Source organism: Pseudonocardia humida (genome assembly GCF_023898865.1).
In the GTDB taxonomy this organism is placed as follows: Bacteria; Actinomycetota; Actinomycetes; order Mycobacteriales; family Pseudonocardiaceae; genus Pseudonocardia; species Pseudonocardia humida.
This window is the reverse complement of sequence record NZ_JAGSOV010000065.1, coordinates 1-19,052: the sequence shown is the minus strand read 5'-3', so window position 1 is coordinate 19,052 and position 19,052 is coordinate 1. Positions and strand designations below refer to the sequence as shown.

Below are 19,052 nucleotides of genomic sequence, written 5' to 3'. Positions count from 1 at the left end.
CGGATTAACCGGCCGGGACGATCGTCCGGTCCACGGCGATGAGTTCCGCCGGGTGCCCCGGTCCAACGAGCACCATCACCGCGCGGAGGTTCCGATGACCGAACCCGACGTCCTGCTCGCCGGCCTCGCCTTCGGCGAGTCCGCCCGCTGGCACGACGACCGCCTCTGGCTGGCCGACTGGGGGACGGGGGAGATCCGCGCCGTCGACGGGGAGGGCCGCAGCGAGGTCGTCGTCCGGCTCGACGCCGAGACCCTGCCGATCTCCCTCGACTGGCTGCCCGACGGGCGGATGCTGATCGTCGAGGGCCCCGCAGCGCGACTGCTGCGCCGGGAGCCGGACGGCTCGCTCGTCACCCACGCCGACCTGAGCGGGGTCGGCGGCTACTACAACGAGCTGGTGGTCGACGCCCGCGGCAACGCCTACGTCAACGGCGGCCGGGGCGACTTCTCCGACCCGGGGCTGATCGCCATGGTCACCCCGGACGGCACCGCCCGCGAGGTCGGCGGCGGCCTGCAGTTCGGCAACGGCATGGCGATCACCGAGGACGGCTCGACCCTGATCGTCGCCGAGTCGTGGGGCAGGCGGCTCAGCGCGTTCGACATCCACTCCGACGGCGGCCTCGGCGAGCGCAGGCTGTGGGCCGACCTGGGCGAGGGCACCCCGGACGGCATCTGCCTCGACGCCGAGGGCGCGGTCTGGTTCGCCGACGTGCCCAACCGCGCCTGCGTGCGCGTCGCCGAGGGCGGCGAGGTGCTGGAGACCGTGGAGCTCGACCGGGGCGGCTTCTCCTGCGCGCTCGGCGGCCCCGACCGGCGCACGCTGTTCGCGCTGGCCGCGGAGTTCCGCGGCTTCGAGGAGATGGCCGAGGACATCGCGGCGCGAACCGGCCAAGTATTGGTCAGTCAGGTACGGGTGCCGGGCACCGGCAGGCCGTGACCAGTACTCTCCGCACATGGCGGTACACCCCCCGGTGCCGAGCTCGTCGCCCGGTCGCTGCGGTCGGGCGAGCGCGGCGGCACCCCCCGGCCCCCGCGGCGGGAGCACCCGGTGAGCCGGCACGCGTCCCGCCAGGAGGACGCCATGGGCGTCTTCGACACGATCGGTGGCGCGCCCGTGGTGCGCGCCGCCGTGGACGAGCTGTACGCGCGGCTGCGCGGCGACGCGACGCTCTCGGAGTACTTCGTCGACCTCGACATGGCCCGGCTCAAGGCGCACCAGCGCTCGTTCATCGCCGCGGCCATCGGCGGCCCGGAGGTCTACTCCGGCCGCGAGATGGCCGTCGCGCACCGCGGCCTGGGCATCACCGACGACGACTTCGACGCCGTCGTCCGGCACCTGGTCGACACGCTGGCCGCGCTGGGCGCGCCGACCGCGGTGCTCGCCCGGATCGGCACACGGCTGGCCAGGCTGCGCCGCGACGTCGTCACCGCACCGCCGAGGACGGCCCTCGGCGCCTGAGCCCTCAGCCCCGCCGCGCCCGCAGCACGACGTCGCGCAGGGTGGTCTCGCCGCTGCCGCCGGGGAGCCGGCCGAGGCGCGAGCGGGTCTCCGCGACGACGATCTCCCACCGCTCCGCGTCCAGCGACCAGGCGATCTCCTCCGCGGTGTAGCCCATGTCCGCCAGGTGCGGGTGGTCCGCGGCGTGCTCGTCGTCGAAGTGGTGGCCGACGATCAGCAACGTGCCGCCGGGGGCGACCGCGCGGGCCAACCGGGCGAACAGCATTGTGCGCGGCTCCTCCGGCAGCTGCATGAACTGCGCGGACACCAGGTCGAACACCCCGTCGCCGGGATCCCAGCCGCCGGTGATGTCGGCGTGCACCCAGGTGGTGCGCCCGGCCACCTCCGGCCCGCGGGCGGCCGCGTGCCCGGCGGCGCGCTCCAGCGCCGCCGTCGCGAAATCGACGCCGGTCACCGGCCAGCCCCGCTCGGCCAGCCAGATGGCGTCGGCGCCCTCCCCGCAGCCGACGTCGAGCGCGCGGCCGACCGGCAGGTCGGCGGCCTCGGCCACCAGCTGGGGGTTGGGCCGACCGCTCCAGACCGCGGGGGTGGCGCGGTAGCGCTCCTCCCAGGCCCGCTCGGTGAACATCGTGGCCGGGTCGTGCGGCGCGTGCGTGTCAGACACGGGCGGCGCTCCGCTCGCGGTGGGCGGCCACGGCCAGCCTGGTCTCCTCGGCCACCAGCTCGGCGTTGATCATCGAACCGGCCCGCATTCCGGCGGCCGCGCCGGCGACGACCTGGGCCATCGGGTCGTTGACGTTGCCGGCCACGTAGACGCCGGGCACCGCGGTGGCGCCGGTCGGGTCGGCGTCGACCCGGCTGCCGATGGAGTGCTCGCCGACCAGCAAATCGCTGGTCGACAGGCCGAGGGACTCGGCGACCCCGCCACGCGCGACGAACCGCGGCTGCACCGCCAGCGCCTCGACCGCGACGACCTCGCCGGAGGCCAGCCGCACCCCGGTGAGCCGGTCGTCGACCACCTCCAGCCCGACGACCTCGCCGTCGACCACCCGGATGCCGCGGGCGGCCAGCTCCTCGGCCTGCTCGTCGTCGAACGGGGGCTGCCGGTGCCGGAACACGGTGACGTCGTCGCTGAGCTGGCGCATCAGCAGCGTCTGGTGCACGACCATCGGGCCGCACGCCAGCACGCCGATGGCCCGCTCGCGCACCTCCCAGCCGTGGCAGTACGGGCAGTGCAGGACGTCGCGGCCCCACCGCTGCGCCAGCCCCGGCACGTCGGGCAGCTCGTCGGTCAGGCCCGTCGTGACGAGCAGCCGGCGCGCGTCCACGTCCCCGCCGCCGTCGAGCGCAACCCGGAAGCCGCCGCCCTCCAGCGCCTCCGCGCCGCTGACCCGGCCCTCCCGGAACGCGCCGCCGTACCCCGCCAGCTCGGCCCGCCCGAGCGCCAGCAGCTCGCCGGGCGGGGTGCCCTCCCGGCCGAGGTAGTTGTGCACGCCGTCGGCGGGGGCGTTGCGCGGGGTCCCGTCGTCGACCACCAGGACCGAGCGGCGGGAGCGGGCCAGCGCCACCGCCCCGGCCAACCCCGCCGGCCCGCCACCGATCACCACCACGTCGTACCGCTGCGTCGTCTCCATGCCACGACACTGCTCCCGACCCGGGCCGACTGACAAGTTCCGTTGCCACTCCGGCAAAGTTCTTGACCCGTCGGGGGCGGCCGAGCAGGGTGGGGGCCGTGGACGTGTACCGGTACGGGCTGGTGGCCCAGCCGCTGTACGGCGCGTGCCACGACCGGGGCGACGCCGACTGGTGAGCCGTTCGCGGCTCCCGTCCCCGTCACCCTCCCGGAAGGCCCATCGTGTCCACCGACATCGCCGCGTACGTCGCCGCCCTGCCCAAGGTCGAGCTGCACCTGCACCTGGTCGGCTCCGCCCCGCCCGACGCCGTGCTCACCCTGGCCCGCCGCCACCCCGACGGCGACGTGCCGACCGAGCCGGACGCGCTGGCCGAGTTCTACCGGTTCACCGACTTCCCGCACTTCCTGGACGTCTACCGGCGGGTGAACCTGCTGGTCCGCACCGGGGCCGACGTCGTCACGCTGGTGGCCGGGCTGGGCGCGGAACTGGCCGCGCGCACCGTGCGCTACGCCGAGGTCCAGGTCACGCCGGTGCGCAACCGGATGGCCGGCATCGACCCCGACGACCTGGCCCAGGCCCTCGTCGACGGCCGGGAGCTGGTGCGCGCCCGGCACGGCGTCGAGCTGGGCTGGATCTTCGACGCGGACGCCGCGCTCGGCCTGCCCGGCGCCGAGGAGACCCTGCGGTTCGCCGTCGGGCACCGCCCGGCGGGCACCGTCGGCTTCGGCCTGAGCGGCGCCGAGCGCGGCGTGCGCCGGGCCGACTTCGCCGACGTCTTCCGGGCCGCCCGCGACGCGGGCCTGCACAGCGTCCCGCACGCCGGGGAGACGGTGGGCCCCGCCGAGGTGTGGGCGGCGGTGCGCGAGCTGGGCGCCGAGCGGGTCGGGCACGGGATCGGCGCCGCCACCGACCCCGCCCTGCTGGCCCACCTCGCCGGGCACGGCATCGCGCTGGAGGTGTGCCCCACCTCCAACGTGCGCACGGGGGCCACCGCGTCGCTCGCCGAGCACCCGCTGCCGGCGCTGCTGGCCGCGGGCGTGCCGGTCACCCTGGCCACCGACGACCCCGGCATGTTCGGCACCGACCTGGACACCGAGTACCGGCTGTGCCACACCGACTTCGGCCTGGACCGCGCCGACCTGGCCGACATCGCCCGCACCGGCGCCCGGGCCGCCTTCTGCGACGACCCCACCCGGCAGGCCCTGCTCGCCGAGATCGACCGCTACGCCGCCTGAGCCCCATCCCGTCGAGAACGAAGTCGTTGTCGTTTTGGACCGGTCCAATCGACAACAGGTTCGTTCTCGACGGGGTTAGGGGGTGGCGGTCGCGGCCTCCCGCTCGGCCTCGGAGCGCAGGATGCAGAACTCGTTGCCCTCCGGGTCGGCCAGCACGACCCAACCGCCGTCCGGGCGGCGGCGGTCGTCGACGACGGTGGCGCCCAGCTCCAGCAGCCGGGCCAGCTCCTCGTCGCGGGTGCCCTCGACCGGGACGAGGTCGAGGTGCAGCCGGTTCTTGACCTGCTTGGCCTCGGGCACCTCGATGAACAGCAGCCGCTGCCCGCGGTCCGCCGAGAAGATCATGCACTCCTCGTGGCCGGGCTCGTCGGAGTCGTCGGGGTCCTCGGTGAAGCCGAGCACCCGGCCCCAGAACACGGACTGGGCGTGGGCGTCGCGGGAGTCGAACGTGGTGTGCGAGATGCGGGCGGTCATGGGCGGCGATCCTGGCCCCGCGGCCGGGCCGGTGGCACGTGGTTTACGGCTACGCTCGCGGTCATGGGCTGGGTGTTCGCCATGTCGTTGCCCGGGCTGGTGTGCCTGCTGGTGGCGCTGGCCGCGGCGGAGCGCCTCGGCGGCTGGGTGCTGCCCTGGCGCAGGCGCCGCGACACCTCGCTGTCGGCCGCCGGGATCGACGAGGTGACCGCGCTGTTCTACGCCACCAAGCACCACGAGCTGCAGCAGCGGCGCACCGAGCTCGTGCTGCGCGACGAGGTCGGCGACGGCGACGGCAGGTTCCGGCTCGACTTCGACGTCGAGAGCGGGCCGCCGGCTCCGACCCCTCGCTGAGGCGCCCGCGGTGGGCGCCCGGAGAGGATCGGATGAGCGAGTCGCCGAACAAGGAGCTGGTGCGGACCTACCTCGACGGGTTCCGCACGAACGACCACACCACGATCCTGTCCTGCTTGACCGACGACATCGAGTGGACGGTCTTCGGGCACTTCCACCTGACCGGCAAGCAGGCCTACGACGACGCCATCGACGGGCCGGGGTTCGTCGGCCCGCCGCGGCTGGACGTCGTGCGGATGGTCGAGGAGGGCGACACCGTGATGGCGGAGCTGCGCGGGTGGGCGCCGCGGGAGTCCGGTGGGCCGGTGCGCATGTCGATGGCGGAGGTGTTCGTGATCCGCGACGGCCGGATCGCCGAGCGCCGGGCCTGGGTGGTCCCGCTGACCGAGGACGAGCACCGCTGATCCGGCGGCGCGGGCCGTCCGGGCGCGGCCCCGGGTGGCGGCGTCAGCCCCGCGGCGGGTCGCCGATCCGCAGGATCGCCACGGCCTGCAGCGCCGCCGCGCCCAGCAGCACGCCGACGGCCGCCCCGAAACCGCCGGTCAGGTCGATGAGCAGGCCCATCAGCAGCGGGCCGAGCCCGGCGACGGTGTAGCCGACGCCCATCGCCATGCCGCTCACGGCGGCGCCGGCGGCGCCGTCGGGCGTCCGCCAGGCGATGACGGCCAGCCCGAGCGGGAACCCGGCGCCCGCGCCCAGCCCGATCAGCACCACCCAGAGCCACGGGCCGACGACCGGGGGCTCCGGGGCCAGCAGCACGCCGAGCGTCCCGACCGTGATCACGGCGAGGGTGGCACCCGCCCAGAACCGCCAGCGGCGGCGTCGCTCGGCGAGCGCGGGCACGGCCAGCGCCGACGGGACGTGCGCGATGCTCCACACCGCCACCAGCAGCCCGGCGGCCTCCGGCGCCCAGCCCCGGCTCTCGTAGTACGGCGAGAGCCAGGTCAGCCAGCCGTAGACCAGCAGCGACGAGCCGGCCAGGTAGGCGGCGGCGAGCCGGGCGAAGGGGTCGCGCCACGGGAGCCGGGTGCGGGCCGCGGGCTCCCCCGGTCCGGCGCGGCGGGCGACCGGCGCCCAGACGGCGACGGCCAGCAGCGCCGGAACCGCCCAGACCGCCAGCGACGCCGACCAGCCGCCCAGCGCCACGGCCATCGGCACGGCCGCCGCGCCGGCGATCGTCGAGCCGACCATCATGGCGACGACGTATCCGCCGGTCACCGCCCCGGCGCGGGACGCGAGGCGCTGCTTGACCACGCCGGCCAGCAGCGCACCGGCGACGCCGATGCCGAACCCGACCAGCAGGCTGCCGCCGATCAGGGCGGGCAGCGTCGGCGCGCCGCGCACCAGGCTGCCCGCCGCCACCAGGGTGAGCGCCGCGGTCAGCGCCCGCTCCCGGCCGATGCGCTCGCCGGCCGCGGCTCCGGCCAACGAGCCGACCGCCATCATCAGCACGGCCCCGGTCTGCACCAGGCCGGCCGCGGCCGAGGTGACACCCAGCCCGGTGCGGGCGGTCTCCAGCAGGGGCGGGTAGCCGGCCAGGGCCGCGCGCAGGTTCAGCGCGAGCGCCAGCAGGCCCAGCAGGACCGTGCGCGGCCGCAGCGGCCGCTCGGTTCGCGGTGTGGCCATGGTCGAGGACTCCTCTCCTTGCGAAAGGCTTAAACTGTCACGACAAACCTTACAAAGGGGGGACCGACAGTGCTGGTGCGCCTCGACGACCACGCCACCGGCGCGCGCGTCGCGACCGACCTGGTCAACACCGCACCCGAGGTCGCGGTGAGCACCGGCGACCTGGTCGCCGACCCGGCCGCGCTGGGCCGCTTCCTCGCCGCGCACGACCTCGCGTCGCTCGCCACCCCGACCGACGACGACGTCGCCGCCGTCCGGGCGCTGCGGGCCACCCTGCGCGCCCTCCTCGACGACCCCGCGTCGCTCGCCGACGGGGCGGGCGAGCTGACCGCGCGGACCGGGGTCGGGCCCGTCCTGGTCCGGCACGGCGGGCGCTGGGAGTGGTGGGTGCGCAGCCGCCCGGGCGCCGGGATCGCCGACGAGCTGGCCCTGCTCGCCGGCACCGGGCTGCTCGGCGTGCTGCGCGCGCTCGGACCCGACCGTTTCCGCCACTGCGCCGCCCCGACCTGCGCCGGGGCGTTCGTGGACACCAGCCGGGCCGGCCGCCGCCGCTACTGCGAGCCCGACGTGTGCGGCAACCGGGTCAACGTGGCCAACCACCGCGCCCGCCGCCGGGCCGCCCGGGCTGCCGCCCCGGATGCCGATTGACCGTGCTGCCGCGCAGCGCCCACAGTGGCCCCGTGAACCGGGCCCTCGCGGCGCTGACCGCCGGCGCGTTCCTCACGGTGGTGCTGGGCTCGCTCGGCGCGCCCGATCGGGCTCCGGCGATGGCGTTCGGCGCGGTCTTCGCGGCGCTGTCCCTGCTGGCCTTCCCGTGGGTGCAGCGCCGCGGGCACATCGCGTGGTCGCTGCTCTACGTCGCGGTCCAGCTCCCGCTGTCGTTCGTCACCTTCACCTACGACGCCGGGGTCGGGTCGACGCTGCTGCTGGTGCTGCTGGTCAGCCAGTGCGTCGTGCTGCGGTTGCCGGTCCCGGTCATCGCGCTGGTCGTCGCGACCACGCCGTTCGTGCACGTCGGGATGCCGCTGCACAGCCTGCCCCGCGAGGGCGTGGGCACGTTGATGTCGGTGCTGTTCGGCGCGGTGATCACCGAACTGCTGCTGCGCGAGCAGCGGACCCGCCACGAGCTGGCCCAGGCGCACGGGCAGCTGCGCGACTACGCCGCCCAGGCCGAGCGGCTGGCCACGGTCCAGGAGCGCAACCGGGTGGCCCGCGACATCCACGACGGCCTCGGGCACTCGCTGACCGTGGTCCAGATGCAGGTCAAGGCGGCCCGCGCGGTGCTCTCGGCCGACCCGGGCCGCGCCGACGAGGTGCTGGCCAAGGCCCAGGAGCAGGCCGAGACGGCGCTGGCCGAGGTGCGCCGCTCGGTGGCCGCGCTGCGCGAGCCGCGCCACGTCCCGCCGCTGCCCGCGGCGCTCACCGCGCTGGCCGAGGAGACCTCCGCGGCCGGCATCCCGACCGGGGTGACGATCTCCGGGGAGGAGCGCGCGCTGCCCGACGAGTCGCGCGAGGCGCTGTTCCGGGCCGCCCAGGAGGGCCTGACCAACGTCCGCAAGCACTCCCGCGCTACTCACGCCGGGCTCGTGCTGGAGTTCGCCGACGGGGTGGTGCGGGTCGAGGTCCACGACGACGGGGCGGGCGCCGCGGGCACGGCGTCGGAGGGCTTCGGGTTGGTCGGGCTGCGCGAGCGGGCCGCGCGGCTGGGAGGGCGCCTGGACCTCGACACCGCGCCGGGTGAAGGCTGCACGCTGGCGATGGAGGTGCCCGGGTGAGCGAGGGAGTGCGGTGAGCCCGGTGCGGGTGCTGCTGGTCGACGACCAGGCGCTGTTCCGCGAGGCGCTGGGCACGCTGCTGTCCGCGGGCGGCGAGGTCGAGGTCGTCGGCGAGGCGGGCGACGGCGACGAGGCGCTGCGCCGGGCCGCCGAGCTCGCCCCCGACGTCGTCCTGATGGACCTGCGCATGCCGGTCCTCGACGGCGTCGGCGCCACCCGCAGGCTGCGCGTCGAGCAGCCCGGGGTGCGGGTGATCGCGCTGACCACGTTCGACGACGACGAGGACGTCTTCGCCGCCCTGCGCGCCGGCGCGGTCGGCTACCTGCTCAAGGACGTCTCCTCGGCGCGGCTGGTGGAGGCGGTGCAGGCCGCGGCGCGCGGGGAGTCGGTGCTGCAGCCGTCGGTGGCGGCGAAGGTGGTGGCCCGCTTCGCCCAGCTGCCCGAGCCCGACCCCGCCCCGCGCCCGCAGCCGCTGGTGGTGCCGCTGTCGGAGCGGGAGCTGGAGGTGCTGCGCCTGCTGGCCGACGGCCGCAGCAACCGCGAGATCGCCGGCGAGCTGTTCCTGGCCGAGGGCACGGTGAAGAACCACGTCACGAACGTGCTGTCCAAGCTCGGCGCCCGCGACCGCACCCAGGCCGCCCTGCGCGCCCGCGCCCTCGACCTGCTCTGACGGCGAGGACCTCCGGCAGCGGTGGTCACGGCGGATCGTGACCCCGCCCATGACCTCCGGCACATGGCCGCGGCCCGCCCGGCGGCGACCCTCTACGGCGACGACTTCGACCGGGAGGGCAGCCCCATGACGACCGCCGACACCACCGCCCACACCACCGCGACCGCCACCCGCCCGACCCACCGCAAGCTCGCCCGGTTCCTCGGGCACTACGTCGAGATGGTCGCCGCGATGATCATCGGGATGATCGTGCTCGCGCCGCTGTGGCCGGCCGAGTGGGTGGCCAGGGACGACGTGCACGCGGTCGTCATGGCCACGAACATGACCGTCGCGATGGCGGCGTGGATGGCGGTGCGCCGGCACCGGTGGGCGCCGATCGTGGAGATGTGCGCGGTGATGTACGTGCCGTTCCTGGCGCTGCTGGTGCCGTACTGGCTGGGGGCGCTGTCCGGGTCGGCCCTGATGACGGCCGGGCACGTGATCATGTTCCCGCTGATGCTGGTGGCCATGTTGTGGCGCCGGTCGGAGTACTGGCACTGATCCGGGTGCGGACCGCGCTGCGTCGTACCGCCCGCGTCCTGGCCGTGGTGCTCGCCGCGCTGCTGCTCCCCGGTCTGGGGGCGGCGGTCGCGGTGCCCGCGGCGTTCGCCGCCCCGTACGAGCCGGGGCCCGACCGTCCCGTCCCCGCCCCCGCGCTCGCCGCCCACGATCCCGGCAGGCCGACCGCCGCCGTGGTCGTCGGCGAGCGCGGGGCGATCGTCTCCGACGTGCTCGCCCCCTACGAGATCCTCGCCGCGACCGGCCGCTTCAACGTCTACACGGTCGGGCCCCGGCGCGCCCCGGTGCCGCTGACCGGCGGCCTGGACCTCGTCCCCGACCTCAGCTTCGACGACCTGGCCGCCCGGCTCGGCGGCGCGGCCGACGTGGTGGTGGTGCCCGCGCTGCCCGACGTCGGCGAGCCGAGCACGGCGCCCGTCACCGGGTGGCTGCGCACCCAGGACGACGGCGGCGCGCTGCTGCTGGGCGTCTGCAACGGCTCCGGGGTGCTCGCCTCCGCCGGGCTGCTCGACGGCCGCCCGGCCACCGCGCACTGGCTGCGCTTCCCGCGCTACGAGGCGAACTACCCGGACGTCGACTGGGTGCGCGGCCAGCGGTTCGTCGACGACGGCGACGTCGTGACCACCGCCGGCATCCTGTCCAGCATCGACGGCACGCTGCACGTGGTGGAGCAGTTGTTCGGGGCCGCCGCCGCGGACGACGCCGCGGCCGCCATCGGGTGGCGCCACCACCGCGCGGACCCGCCGGTGACCACCCAGGTCGCCTTCCCCGACCCGGTGGCGATGCTCAACGCCGGCTTCCGGTGGTTCCCGCCGACCATCGGCGTGGCGCTCACCGACGGCGTCGGCGAGATCGAGCTGGCCTCGGCGTTCGACCCCTACGGCGGCCAGTCGCTGGCCGCCCGCACGCTCGCGGTGAGCGAGGACGGCGGCCCGGTCCGCTCCCGGCACGGCCTGGCGTTCCTGCCCCGCGACGACCTGGCCGGCGCCGCCCCGCGGCTCGACCGGCTGCTCGTCCCGGGGGCCGCCGCGGGGCCCGTCGCGCCGGTCGCGGACGCACCGGAACCGACGTACCTGCACGCCGCGCCCGGCTTCGCGTTCGACGCCGCGATCGTCGACCTCGCCCGCACCACCGACGTCGCGACGGCGCGGTGGACGGCGAAGGTGCTCGAACTGCCGATCGGGGGCCTGGTGCTGGAGGGACCGGCGTGGCCGTGGGCGCTGACCCTGGTGCCGGTGCTGCTGGCGCTGGTGGGGGTGGCCGTGCTCGTCGCGGTGGCCCGGCTGGTCCGGCGGCGGCGCCGTGCCGTGACCGGGTGACGTTCCGGCGGGGCCGCTCCTCGTCACCCGTCCGTCGCACGACCCGGGGCCGTCCCCCGGCCGCGCTGCTGGACCCGGTGCGCAGCGGACCCCGGCCACTCCTCGGCGAGCATGGCGAAGACGAGCTGGTCGACCCATTCGCCCTTGGCCATCTCGCTGCGCACGAAATGCGCCTCCCGCCGCATCCCCAGGCGCGCGGCGAGGCGGGCGGAGGCCTCGTTGCGGCTGTCCAGCCGGGCGATGACCCGGTGCAGCCCGAGCTGGTCGAAGCCCAGGCCCAGCAGCGCCGAGCACGCCTCGCTCGCGTAGCCGCGACCGGCCACGTCGGGGTGGAAGGCGTAGCCGATCTCGCCGCGCGCGTGCTCCTGGCTGCGGAAGAACAGCACGACGTCGCCGACGAGCCGACCGGTGTCCCGGACCCGCACGCCCAGGGTCAGCGCCTGGCCCTCGGCCGTGATCGCCGAGCGGGACAGGTCGGCGCCGAGGCGGGCCCGCAGCGTCTCCCGGGTCATCGGCTCGAAGGGCAGGTAGCGGCACACGTCCGCCCGCCCGCGGTAGGTCAGCAGCTCGTCGACGTCGGTGTCCGCGAGCGGGCGCAGCACCAGGCGCGCGGTGTCGACCGGGTAGGTGGGTTCCAGGTGCACGCCCCCACCATGGCGGACTCCCCCACCGTGCGGGACGAGCGGAGGGCCCGTGGCGTCCGGCCCTGGAAACCCCGTTGGCGGGCCACGACGACCACTGCTAACTTCCGGCGGCCGTGCGAGAGATCGAGGAGGTGGTACCCGTGGACGCAGTATCGACATGGGTGCTCCCCTCCGGGGTCACGGTCGGGCGGTAGGTCGTCCGGGAGCGCCGCTCACGCGCACCCCCGAAAGGCACGACCATGCGATTCACCTCCGACCAGCGCCTCGACGACGGCGTCCTCGAACGCGGGTTCACCCTCGGCGAGATCCCCGGCATCCTGTGGACGCCCGGATCCGCGTCCGCACCGGCCCCGCTGATCCTGCTCGGCCACCCCCCGCTCGGACTGCACAAGATGTACCCCCGGCTGGTCGCCCGGGCCCGGCACGCCGCGGCGGAGGGCTTCGCCGCGGCCACCATCGAGCTCCCCTGGAGCGGCGACCGGCCCCGTTCCGCCGCCGCCGAGCAGGCCCGCGCCGACCTGCGCCGGGCGCTGGAGGCCGGCGAGCCGGTCAGCGACCAGATCATCGACGCCCTCATCCTCCCGCTCGTCGACGAGGCGGTCCCGGAGTGGCAGGCCGCCCTGGACGCGCTGCTCGCGCTGCCCGAGATCGGCGGCCCGGTCGGGTACTCGGGAGGGGTGATCTCCATCGGCGTCCGGCTGGCGGTGGTCGAGCCGCGCATCGCGGCCGCGGGCCTGTTCGCCGGGAGCTTCGTGCCCCGGACCATCCTCGAGGAGGCCCGGCAGGTCACCATTCCCCTGCACGTCCTGCTGCAGTGGGACGACGAGGGCAACGACCGGCAGACGGCCCTGGACCTGTTCGACGCCTTCGGCTCCACGGAGAAGACGCTGCACGCCAACATGGGCGGGCACACCGGCGTCCCGCAGTTCGAGGGGGACGCGGCGAACCGGTTCTTCGCCCGGCACCTGAGGTGAGGCCGGGCCGTCGGACCGGCGGTGCGGAGCCGCTCGACGCGGGCATGCCGTCGGATATGCGGTACCGGAGCGGCGGCGTGCGGGGCCAGGATCGCGGCCATGGTCCTCGACCCGAACCGGCGGCTGCAGTCCGTGTACGTCCCGGTCGGCGACGGCGTACGGCTCGCTGTCGACGTGTGGCTGCCGGTCGGGAAGGTCGCCGCCGGCGAGACCGTCGGTGCGGTCGTCCGGACCACCCGCTACCACCGCGCGGAGGAGCCGCCTCGCCCCGGCCCCGAGTTCGACACCAACCGGGCGGAGGGCGAGCTGTGGAACACCGCGGGCTTCGCGTTCGTCGTGGCCGACGCGCGCGGCACCGGCGCGTCGTTCGGGGTGCGGACCAGCGAGCTCGGTGAACGCGAGATCGCCGACTTCGGGGAGCTGATCGACTGGGTGGCGACCCGGCCGTGGTCGAACGGCCGGGTCGGCGCCTTCGGCACGTCCTACGAGGGCCAGGCCGCCGAGCTGGTCGCGCGGCTCGGCGATCCGCACCTGATCGCCGTCGCCGCGCTGTTCAGCCCGAACGACCCGTACCGCCAGCTCTTCTACCCGGGCGGAGCCGCCACCGCGGGCCGGTTCGCCCGGTGGATGGGCGAGAGCCGGCTCAAGGACGGCGTGATCGGGGCCCGCGAGCGACTGGCCGGGCTACGGGGGCTGCCCCCGGAATCGATCGAGCCCTCGACGCCGGTCAAACCGGTCGACGGTCCGGACGGCCGGGCCCTGCTGGCCGAGGCGGTCGCGGAGCACCAGTCCAACACCGACGTGCACGAGCTGATGGACCGGGTGCCGTTCCACGACGACCGGGTCGAAGGGCTCGACTGGGCGATCACCACGCCGGCCGCCGCCTACGAGGCGATCGCCGCGACCGGCGTCCCCCTGCTGGTGCGGGTCGGCTGGGTCGACGGCGCCTTCGTCACCGGTGCCCTGACGCGGTTCGCCACCCTGCCCAACCACCAGACGGTCGAGATCGGGCCGTGGGGGCACGGCGGTCGCACGCACGCCGACCCCCTGCGGCCCGTCGATCCGCTCGACGGAAGTGGTCTCGCCGCCCCCGAGGGCCAGGACCGCCGGCTGGTGGAGTTCTTCGCGCGGTACCTCGGAGCCGACCCGGCGCCGCCGGCGGGGCACGGCACGCTGACGTACAGCACGCTCGGCACGGACCGGTGGCGGACCGTGGACGCCTGGCCGCCCGAGGACGTCGACGTGCACCGGCTGCACCCGGGTCCGGCCGGCGAGCTGGCGGACGGTGCGGGGTCCGGGTCGACCGTGCGGTACGCCGTCGATCCCGGCTCGACGACCGGCCCCACCAATCGATGGCTCGCCGGCGAGATCGGCCGGGGCGCGGCCTACCCTGATCGGCGGGAGGCCGACGAGACGCTGCTGACCTTCACCTCCGCACCGCTCTCGGCCGACCTGCACCTCCTCGGCTTCCCGGTGGCGACGCTCCGCCTGGCCACGAGCGGGACCGACGGCGTGGTCTACGTCTACCTGGAGGACATCGGTCCCGACGGCTCGGTGACCTACCTGACCGAGGGCTGCCTGCGGTTCCTCCAGCGGGCGACGTCCGGGCCGGCCGCGCCCACGGGTCTCGGCGTACCGCGCAGCTTCGCCCGCGCCGACCGCCTCCCGGTCGAGCCCGGAGCGGACCTCGACCTGGTCGTCGAGCTGCTACCGGTGTCGGCGTTGCTCCGCGCCGGTGACCGGATCCGGATCGCGATCGCCGGCCACGACGCCTCGTGCTTCTCCTACCACGGCCCACCGGGCGAGACCTTCACCCTCACGCTCGGCGACCCCACGCACCTGGACCTCCCCGTCCTACGCCGGCCGGGATAGCCACCGCGGGCGCAGGCGCCGGTGTTGCGGAAGCGGAGGGATTCGAACCCCCGGACCCTTGCGGGACTCTCGCTTTCAAGTTCCGCGCTTCAGCGTTTGCCCTGTTCACGAGGCTGCTGGCGATGCCATCGGTGCAGGTCGAGCGGCATATGCGGCTCGCTGAACGGGCTGGGACTGAGACCCGAACTGAGACCTGGTCAGGCCGACGTCACGCCAGCGCGTTCAGACTTCTTCTCTACGAGTTCAAGGCGGCGCCCTGCGGGCGCCACGCGGCTCTGTGCCGATGCAGCCGCAAGCGCCGCTACGACTCCTCGTCTTCGCCGACCGGCTCGATCCCGAGATCCTTGCGGATCAGACTACGCAGGTTGAGATGCGCCCGAGTTATGTCAGCCAATGCCGTGTCACTATCCTCGGAAGGCGCCTCATCAATCGATTCACCAACTGGGCCGTACTTAAATGTAAAGAAGGAAGTCTTGACGGCAATCCCACGCACTCTGCCGCGCAGTGACTCAGGTGCGAGCAGTTCGACCATTTCCTCAGAACGCTCGATGCCCTCATGTGCTTCGTCTAATCGTGCCACACCGGTCTCTGTAATATAGGGGCGACCGACGGCCGGGTTCGGCTTCTCGCTTCGAGCCGCGTCAATCCATTTCTCGACACTCGCAAGCAGATCGGCGTATGCACTGTATCTCTCTCTTTCCCAGCGGGCAGCGTCTTCTCGATCCCATTGGTCTTGCCGCTCCTGGCGCTCACGTTCCCACCGAGTCTCGTCCTGCGCCAGCTGTCGCTGCCATTGCTTGGTCTCGCGTCGACTCGTCGCGAACTGAGTCAATGCGACACCCAACAGCGCTGCAAGTGCGCCGAACGAGGCTGCGACGACCGGTACCTGAGTAAGCACATTGAGTAGTATCGTGCCCTCCCCGGGCAGGCAGGTCTCCGGGATGACCGGAAAGGCACATGGGCGGCGGTCGGGTGGGGACGGCGACGTGTGGCATCCCGCCGACCTCCCGGAGGGCTATCACGTCGCCGACGGGGGGCAAGCTTGGCGAGGTGCTCCAGAGAGGTCAGAACGACTCCGTCGCCCAGACCTTGTGGTCGACTTGGCGCGGCAGGTTGCCCCCCGTCGGCGACGTGATCGGGCTGCGCCAGGTCGACGGGATGCCACACACCACCGGCGTGGTGGGAGCGCGAGTGACTAACTGAGTGACATCCGTAGCGCGACGGACTGGACGAGCATGGACACCGACGGACCAAGGGCTACGAGCTGGAGCGCTCCGTGCTGGTCGAGCAGGAGCGCGCCGACCTCGCCGCCCGCTCGACGATGACCCACGTCGACCAGGCCGCCGGCTCGACCCCAAGCCGCTGCCAGTCCTCCGCGGTCGGCGATGGCGCTCCCGCCGCCACGCAGAGCGCAACCCAGCTCTCCGCCCGCGCCAGTTCGAACGACACACCGCGCGTCCACGAACCGCCAGCGCTGTGCTCGCCCGACGCGCCCCGGTGTGTCATCGGCGAGATCTCGCCCAGCGTCAGCCACATCAGCGCGGCGGCCACACCAGCATCGCGGGTGGTCTCGCCGTGCGGCTGGTGGCGGAGCAGACGCAAGCTCACCCGCTCGCACTCCCGCACCCGCCTCGACGTCCGGGACCACCCACGATGGCAGGACCAGCGTGGACACCATCCAAGTATGCGGTCAGCCACCGACCGTTCGGAACCCACGAACCACAGTGCAGCCCAGCTTGCTAGCTGGACTAGTGTTGTCGCCCTTGCCATCCTGCCCGGCGGCTGTCTGCGCCATCGCTAGTCGTTTCCCAGATGAAGCGTAGTCGCTCCGGGTCGTCTTCCGAGCTGACGTTCGCAGAACAACCTCTCCTCACGCGCTCGGTCGAGGAGATACTATGTGCTCATGACCGACGCTCCTAAAATACCTAAGGAACTAGTCTTTGCTTTTAAATCGGAAGAAGAGGCGGCCGCGTTCGAGACCTTTTGGCGGCCCGTTTTCAAGAACGGTTTGATTAATTGCATAGAGTATGGGTATGTTGAAATTCAAGGTAAGTCCGCAGATGAAATTGTTGAGGCGGTAGTCCTCTTTTGGTTTAATGAGATGCGGAACACGGACAATAGTAGAATTACGGCGCTTACTGTCGATTATCGAGACGCACTTTTGGCAAGAGCTGAGCAATTCGACGATGACAAGCCGGATGACTACGAAATTAGTGTTACCCTGTATGCCACGTGGCTTGAGCACACAATTAACGGCTTCCTTCGGAAGTCATTCATTCGGCAGGGCCTGTCTGATAAATTGGCCGATCTTCTACTGCGAAAGTTTACCTGGAACGAGAAAATTCGCGAACTATGGACCATAGCCGAATTGCCAAGACTTTCCCATGGTTCTACAGTGCTGGCGCAGAAAATCATCGACAGGCGGAACGCTTTTGTGCATTACAAGTGGAAATCTCTGACCGATGTGGAAAGACTTGAAAGCGTAGATTCATTCGCATCCATCTTGGAAAACATTGAAGATCTTTTGTATGAACTACTAGATCTTGAGGAGCGGGTGTTCTGGAAGGGCCGCCGCGAAGAAATAATGAAACGTTTCGAGGCGCTACTCGTGGGCTTCTTCTCGAATCCTCAGCTGGCTTTTACAAGCCTTATGGATGGGCTTGAGAAGTTCAATGAGGCCGCTCAGTCCAATCACTAGGTTACGAACGAGTTGGGATTTGGTTCCGCTGGCACAAAGAAGCTAACTCGTGGACGCGGTAGCCCCGTGGATTGACCGAAGAACGTTGGGAAGTCGAGATGCGCCCGCCGAGCTTAGTGTGCGTCGCCGATGGGGATAATCTCGGTACCAGATCTCGGTCCAAGAACTGCTGCCTACAGGTACATTGCTACCCGGAATGGCGTCCACGGATCCTTGGTCAGCGTGTCGCATAGATCGTAAACACGATCTTCCACTGGTCATGACCGAGGAGCGGCGCGTCCGATTGTTGGCGATATTTGGAGCCACTGGTTCAACACTTCCGCTAGTCGCGAGGTAGCATCGTAGACGATTTTCTGAAACTCGAAGTAGTCGAGTGACGGATAGACGGTCTCCACTAGCCCGAAAAGTGGTCTACTCGGGTCCAGTTGAGCGACCGGGTAGTGCCTATTAAGTCCGTAGTGAACCAGCGCGTTTCTTAGACGGTTGTCACCGTCGGTCAGCACGACGGCAGCAGACCCAAGATTGAGGGCCTGATTCAGTGCCGCCTTTGATGCGGGGCTGAGGAATTCGCCAAACTTCGCTTGGATCTCCGCTAGAGCGCGAACTCCGTGCCACAGTACCACAAAGTGTAGTTTCGTTACAGTTGGGCCGTTATCGATCGACGTATCTAGGCCGATCATCAGAGTTAGAGTATTCAGCATGCCGCAAATCGCAGCCAGCGATGCCGATAAGCCATCCGCTAGGGCGGGATCAGCGAGATCCACATAGAAGGTGCTCGCAACGGTATCCCGTGCGCAGAACATGGAGTCATCGAAACGTCCCACAAACGAGCCGCCGGGCCCGGTAATTCCAGTGGCCGAACCTATACTCGTCGCGAACTGACTGCACTGTCGCGCCATCTCCATCAGCCGCTGCCCTGAATCCTTCTGATATGCAGCGCCAGGTCCAAGACCTAAGTTGAACTGCAAGGCATTTGTCGTATATATCAACTTGCCACCTAGGAACGTCAACCCTAGGTCAACGCCGAAGGCCCGCAAGGGCGCAAATCCGATCGATTCGATGAATGCCTCTCGATCGGCTTGGAGGAAGCCGTCCTCAAACAGGGCACTGACGCCGACATAGCCAGCCTCATCGCCATCGAAGAGCTTGACGCTGTGCCGCGATGCGGTCAACTCCTCCGAGAGGACGACATTTGCAAGGTCTAGATATTCCGGAGCACTCCCTCGAATAAACCTTGCTGACTCGTAGACCATAAACGACGTGAGGGCATTGGTCGCAAGCGAGACGATTACGCGATTGTTCTGGTTAGCGACAATATCGTACGCAACACGCGAAAGGAACTGCATATCTCGCACAATGTGACAGATGGCAATCTTCTTGCGAAGCACCTTATCGGGAGACGACACACCCCGAGTCTACTTCAGCGCGATAGAGGATATCTCTTTGACGCCGTCGTGCGCAGCCCTCCGCAGAGGAGGTGTTACATGGAGGCGTGTGCGGCATCCCGTCGACCTGGCGCAGCCCGGACCATGCGGCGCCCCGGGGCGCCCCCGTGACGGCCGGGGACCCCCTACCTCGATCAGCTCCGCGCCCCGGGTCGTCGCGTGGCCGCCCTCCGGGAGATCGACGGCGCCTAGTAGGGCTTTGTTAGGTGTGTCGCTGCCGGGTCTGACACCAGGTCTGTGATCTTGTTCCGGGTGTGACTCCGGAGGAGATGGAGCAGGTCCGCCCGCGGATCGAGGCGTTCGCCGCGGACATGC

The 19,052-nt window shown here is 71.7% G+C and carries 21 protein-coding genes; 13 read left to right on the top strand and 8 right to left on the bottom strand.

Annotation, left to right across the window (positions count from 1 at the left end):
* The first annotated feature begins 94 nt into the window (after positions 1–94).
* On the top strand, positions 95–937 hold the full coding sequence (locus KDL28_RS30740; RefSeq protein ID WP_252444234.1) for an SMP-30/gluconolactonase/LRE family protein: 843 nt from the start codon (positions 95–97) through the stop codon (positions 935–937).
* Positions 938–1,048: 111 nt separating this feature from the next.
* Positions 1,049–1,459, top strand: coding sequence for a group I truncated hemoglobin (locus KDL28_RS30735; protein WP_252444233.1), 411 nt, complete (start codon positions 1,049–1,051; stop codon positions 1,457–1,459).
* 4 nt (positions 1,460–1,463) lie between these two features.
* On the opposite strand, the gene KDL28_RS30730 is transcribed toward KDL28_RS30735, so the two are convergent.
* Positions 1,464–2,123, bottom strand: coding sequence for a class I SAM-dependent methyltransferase (locus KDL28_RS30730; protein WP_252444232.1), 660 nt, complete (start codon positions 2,121–2,123; stop codon positions 1,464–1,466).
* Complete coding sequence (locus KDL28_RS30725) at positions 2,116–3,093, bottom strand: NAD(P)/FAD-dependent oxidoreductase (RefSeq protein WP_252444231.1); 978 nt, start codon at positions 3,091–3,093, stop codon at positions 2,116–2,118. Before KDL28_RS30725 ends, KDL28_RS30730 begins: the two co-directional genes overlap by 8 nt.
* Before the next feature lie 221 nt (positions 3,094–3,314).
* On the opposite strand from KDL28_RS30725, the gene add reads away from it, so the two are divergent.
* Positions 3,315–4,328, top strand: coding sequence for an adenosine deaminase (gene add, locus KDL28_RS30720; RefSeq protein ID WP_252444230.1), 1,014 nt, complete (start codon positions 3,315–3,317; stop codon positions 4,326–4,328).
* A 75-nt stretch (positions 4,329–4,403) separates the two neighbouring features.
* Here add and KDL28_RS30715 read toward each other — a convergent pair whose 3' ends face one another.
* A complete protein-coding gene (locus KDL28_RS30715; RefSeq protein ID WP_252444229.1) occupies positions 4,404–4,802 on the bottom strand; it encodes a VOC family protein in 399 nt (132 codons plus the stop codon).
* Between the two features lie 63 nt (positions 4,803–4,865).
* Between KDL28_RS30715 and KDL28_RS30710 the strand changes: the two genes are divergently transcribed.
* Both KDL28_RS30710 and KDL28_RS30705 read left to right on the top strand, forming a co-directional pair.
* Positions 4,866–5,156, top strand: coding sequence for a DUF6191 domain-containing protein (locus KDL28_RS30710; RefSeq protein WP_252444228.1), 291 nt, complete (start codon positions 4,866–4,868; stop codon positions 5,154–5,156).
* A gap of 32 nt (positions 5,157–5,188) precedes the next feature.
* Positions 5,189–5,560: a nuclear transport factor 2 family protein gene (locus tag KDL28_RS30705; protein WP_252444227.1), complete on the top strand. Its 372-nt coding sequence runs from the start codon at positions 5,189–5,191 to the stop codon at positions 5,558–5,560.
* 43 nt (positions 5,561–5,603) lie between these two features.
* Here the strand turns inward: KDL28_RS30705 and KDL28_RS30700 are convergent, their stop codons facing one another.
* The gene (locus KDL28_RS30700; protein ID WP_252444226.1) at positions 5,604–6,782 is read right to left on the bottom strand and encodes an MFS transporter; all 1,179 of its coding nucleotides are present in this window, start codon (positions 6,780–6,782) and stop codon (positions 5,604–5,606) included.
* Between the two features lie 69 nt (positions 6,783–6,851).
* Between KDL28_RS30700 and KDL28_RS30695 the strand changes: the two genes are divergently transcribed.
* From KDL28_RS30695 to KDL28_RS30675, 5 genes are all read left to right on the top strand, one after another.
* Positions 6,852–7,430 (top strand): CGNR zinc finger domain-containing protein, encoded by a 579-nt coding sequence (locus tag KDL28_RS30695; RefSeq protein WP_308216084.1) that lies wholly within the window; start codon positions 6,852–6,854, stop codon positions 7,428–7,430.
* A 32-nt stretch (positions 7,431–7,462) separates the two neighbouring features.
* Positions 7,463–8,557 carry a sensor histidine kinase gene (locus KDL28_RS30690; RefSeq protein ID WP_252444225.1) on the top strand — a complete coding sequence of 365 codons (1,095 nt, stop codon included), beginning with the start codon at positions 7,463–7,465 and terminating at the stop codon, positions 8,555–8,557.
* A gap of 13 nt (positions 8,558–8,570) precedes the next feature.
* Positions 8,571–9,227 (top strand): response regulator, encoded by a 657-nt coding sequence (locus KDL28_RS30685; protein ID WP_252444224.1) that lies wholly within the window; start codon positions 8,571–8,573, stop codon positions 9,225–9,227.
* Positions 9,228–9,290: 63 nt separating this feature from the next.
* Positions 9,291–9,767 carry a hypothetical protein gene (locus KDL28_RS30680; protein WP_252444223.1) on the top strand — a complete coding sequence of 159 codons (477 nt, stop codon included), beginning with the start codon at positions 9,291–9,293 and terminating at the stop codon, positions 9,765–9,767.
* A gap of 5 nt (positions 9,768–9,772) precedes the next feature.
* The gene (locus KDL28_RS30675; protein WP_252444222.1) at positions 9,773–11,104 is read left to right on the top strand and encodes a DJ-1/PfpI family protein; all 1,332 of its coding nucleotides are present in this window, start codon (positions 9,773–9,775) and stop codon (positions 11,102–11,104) included.
* A gap of 23 nt (positions 11,105–11,127) precedes the next feature.
* Here KDL28_RS30675 and KDL28_RS30670 read toward each other — a convergent pair whose 3' ends face one another.
* A complete protein-coding gene (locus KDL28_RS30670; protein ID WP_252444221.1) occupies positions 11,128–11,748 on the bottom strand; it encodes a GNAT family N-acetyltransferase in 621 nt (206 codons plus the stop codon).
* A gap of 239 nt (positions 11,749–11,987) precedes the next feature.
* Here KDL28_RS30670 and KDL28_RS30665 point away from each other — a divergent pair, with 239 nt between their 5' ends.
* Together KDL28_RS30665 and KDL28_RS30660 are read left to right on the top strand one after the other, a co-directional pair.
* Positions 11,988–12,722 (top strand): alpha/beta hydrolase, encoded by a 735-nt coding sequence (locus KDL28_RS30665; protein ID WP_252444220.1) that lies wholly within the window; start codon positions 11,988–11,990, stop codon positions 12,720–12,722.
* Positions 12,723–12,821: 99 nt separating this feature from the next.
* On the top strand, positions 12,822–14,594 hold the full coding sequence (locus KDL28_RS30660; RefSeq protein WP_252444219.1) for a CocE/NonD family hydrolase: 1,773 nt from the start codon (positions 12,822–12,824) through the stop codon (positions 14,592–14,594).
* A 301-nt stretch (positions 14,595–14,895) separates the two neighbouring features.
* Here KDL28_RS30660 and KDL28_RS30655 read toward each other — a convergent pair whose 3' ends face one another.
* Both KDL28_RS30655 and KDL28_RS30650 read right to left on the bottom strand, forming a co-directional pair.
* Positions 14,896–15,492, bottom strand: a complete 597-nt coding sequence (locus KDL28_RS30655) for a hypothetical protein (protein ID WP_252444218.1) — start codon at positions 15,490–15,492, stop codon at positions 14,896–14,898.
* A gap of 359 nt (positions 15,493–15,851) precedes the next feature.
* The gene (locus KDL28_RS30650) at positions 15,852–16,145 is read right to left on the bottom strand and encodes a hypothetical protein (RefSeq protein WP_252444217.1); all 294 of its coding nucleotides are present in this window, start codon (positions 16,143–16,145) and stop codon (positions 15,852–15,854) included.
* Positions 16,146–16,497: 352 nt separating this feature from the next.
* Between KDL28_RS30650 and KDL28_RS30645 the strand changes: the two genes are divergently transcribed.
* Complete coding sequence (locus KDL28_RS30645) at positions 16,498–17,292, top strand: hypothetical protein (protein WP_252444216.1); 795 nt, start codon at positions 16,498–16,500, stop codon at positions 17,290–17,292.
* Positions 17,293–17,549: 257 nt separating this feature from the next.
* On the opposite strand, the gene KDL28_RS30640 is transcribed toward KDL28_RS30645, so the two are convergent.
* Entirely contained in the window at positions 17,550–18,698 is a 1,149-nt protein-coding gene (locus KDL28_RS30640) for a hypothetical protein (RefSeq protein WP_252444215.1), read from the bottom strand.
* Positions 18,699–19,052 lie beyond the last annotated feature (354 nt).

What these genes read in the sequence shown, in the direction of transcription:
- KDL28_RS30680 (WP_252444223.1), top strand. Translation starts at nt 9,291, where the DNA reads ATGGCCGCGGCCCGCCCGGCGGCGACCCTCTACGGCGACGACTTCGAC.
- KDL28_RS30710 (WP_252444228.1), top strand. Translation starts at nt 4,866, where the DNA reads ATGGGCTGGGTGTTCGCCATGTCGTTGCCCGGGCTGGTGTGCCTGCTG.
- KDL28_RS30715 (WP_252444229.1), bottom strand. Translation starts at nt 4,802, where the DNA reads ATGACCGCCCGCATCTCGCACACCACGTTCGACTCCCGCGACGCCCAC.
- KDL28_RS30645 (WP_252444216.1), top strand. Translation starts at nt 16,498, where the DNA reads ATGACCGACGCTCCTAAAATACCTAAGGAACTAGTCTTTGCTTTTAAA.
- KDL28_RS30725 (WP_252444231.1), bottom strand. Translation starts at nt 3,093, where the DNA reads ATGGAGACGACGCAGCGGTACGACGTGGTGGTGATCGGTGGCGGGCCG.
- KDL28_RS30700 (WP_252444226.1), bottom strand. Translation starts at nt 6,782, where the DNA reads ATGGCCACACCGCGAACCGAGCGGCCGCTGCGGCCGCGCACGGTCCTG.
- KDL28_RS30665 (WP_252444220.1), top strand. Translation starts at nt 11,988, where the DNA reads ATGCGATTCACCTCCGACCAGCGCCTCGACGACGGCGTCCTCGAACGC.
- KDL28_RS30705 (WP_252444227.1), top strand. Translation starts at nt 5,189, where the DNA reads ATGAGCGAGTCGCCGAACAAGGAGCTGGTGCGGACCTACCTCGACGGG.
- KDL28_RS30740 (WP_252444234.1), top strand. Translation starts at nt 95, where the DNA reads ATGACCGAACCCGACGTCCTGCTCGCCGGCCTCGCCTTCGGCGAGTCC.
- KDL28_RS30660 (WP_252444219.1), top strand. Translation starts at nt 12,822, where the DNA reads ATGGTCCTCGACCCGAACCGGCGGCTGCAGTCCGTGTACGTCCCGGTC.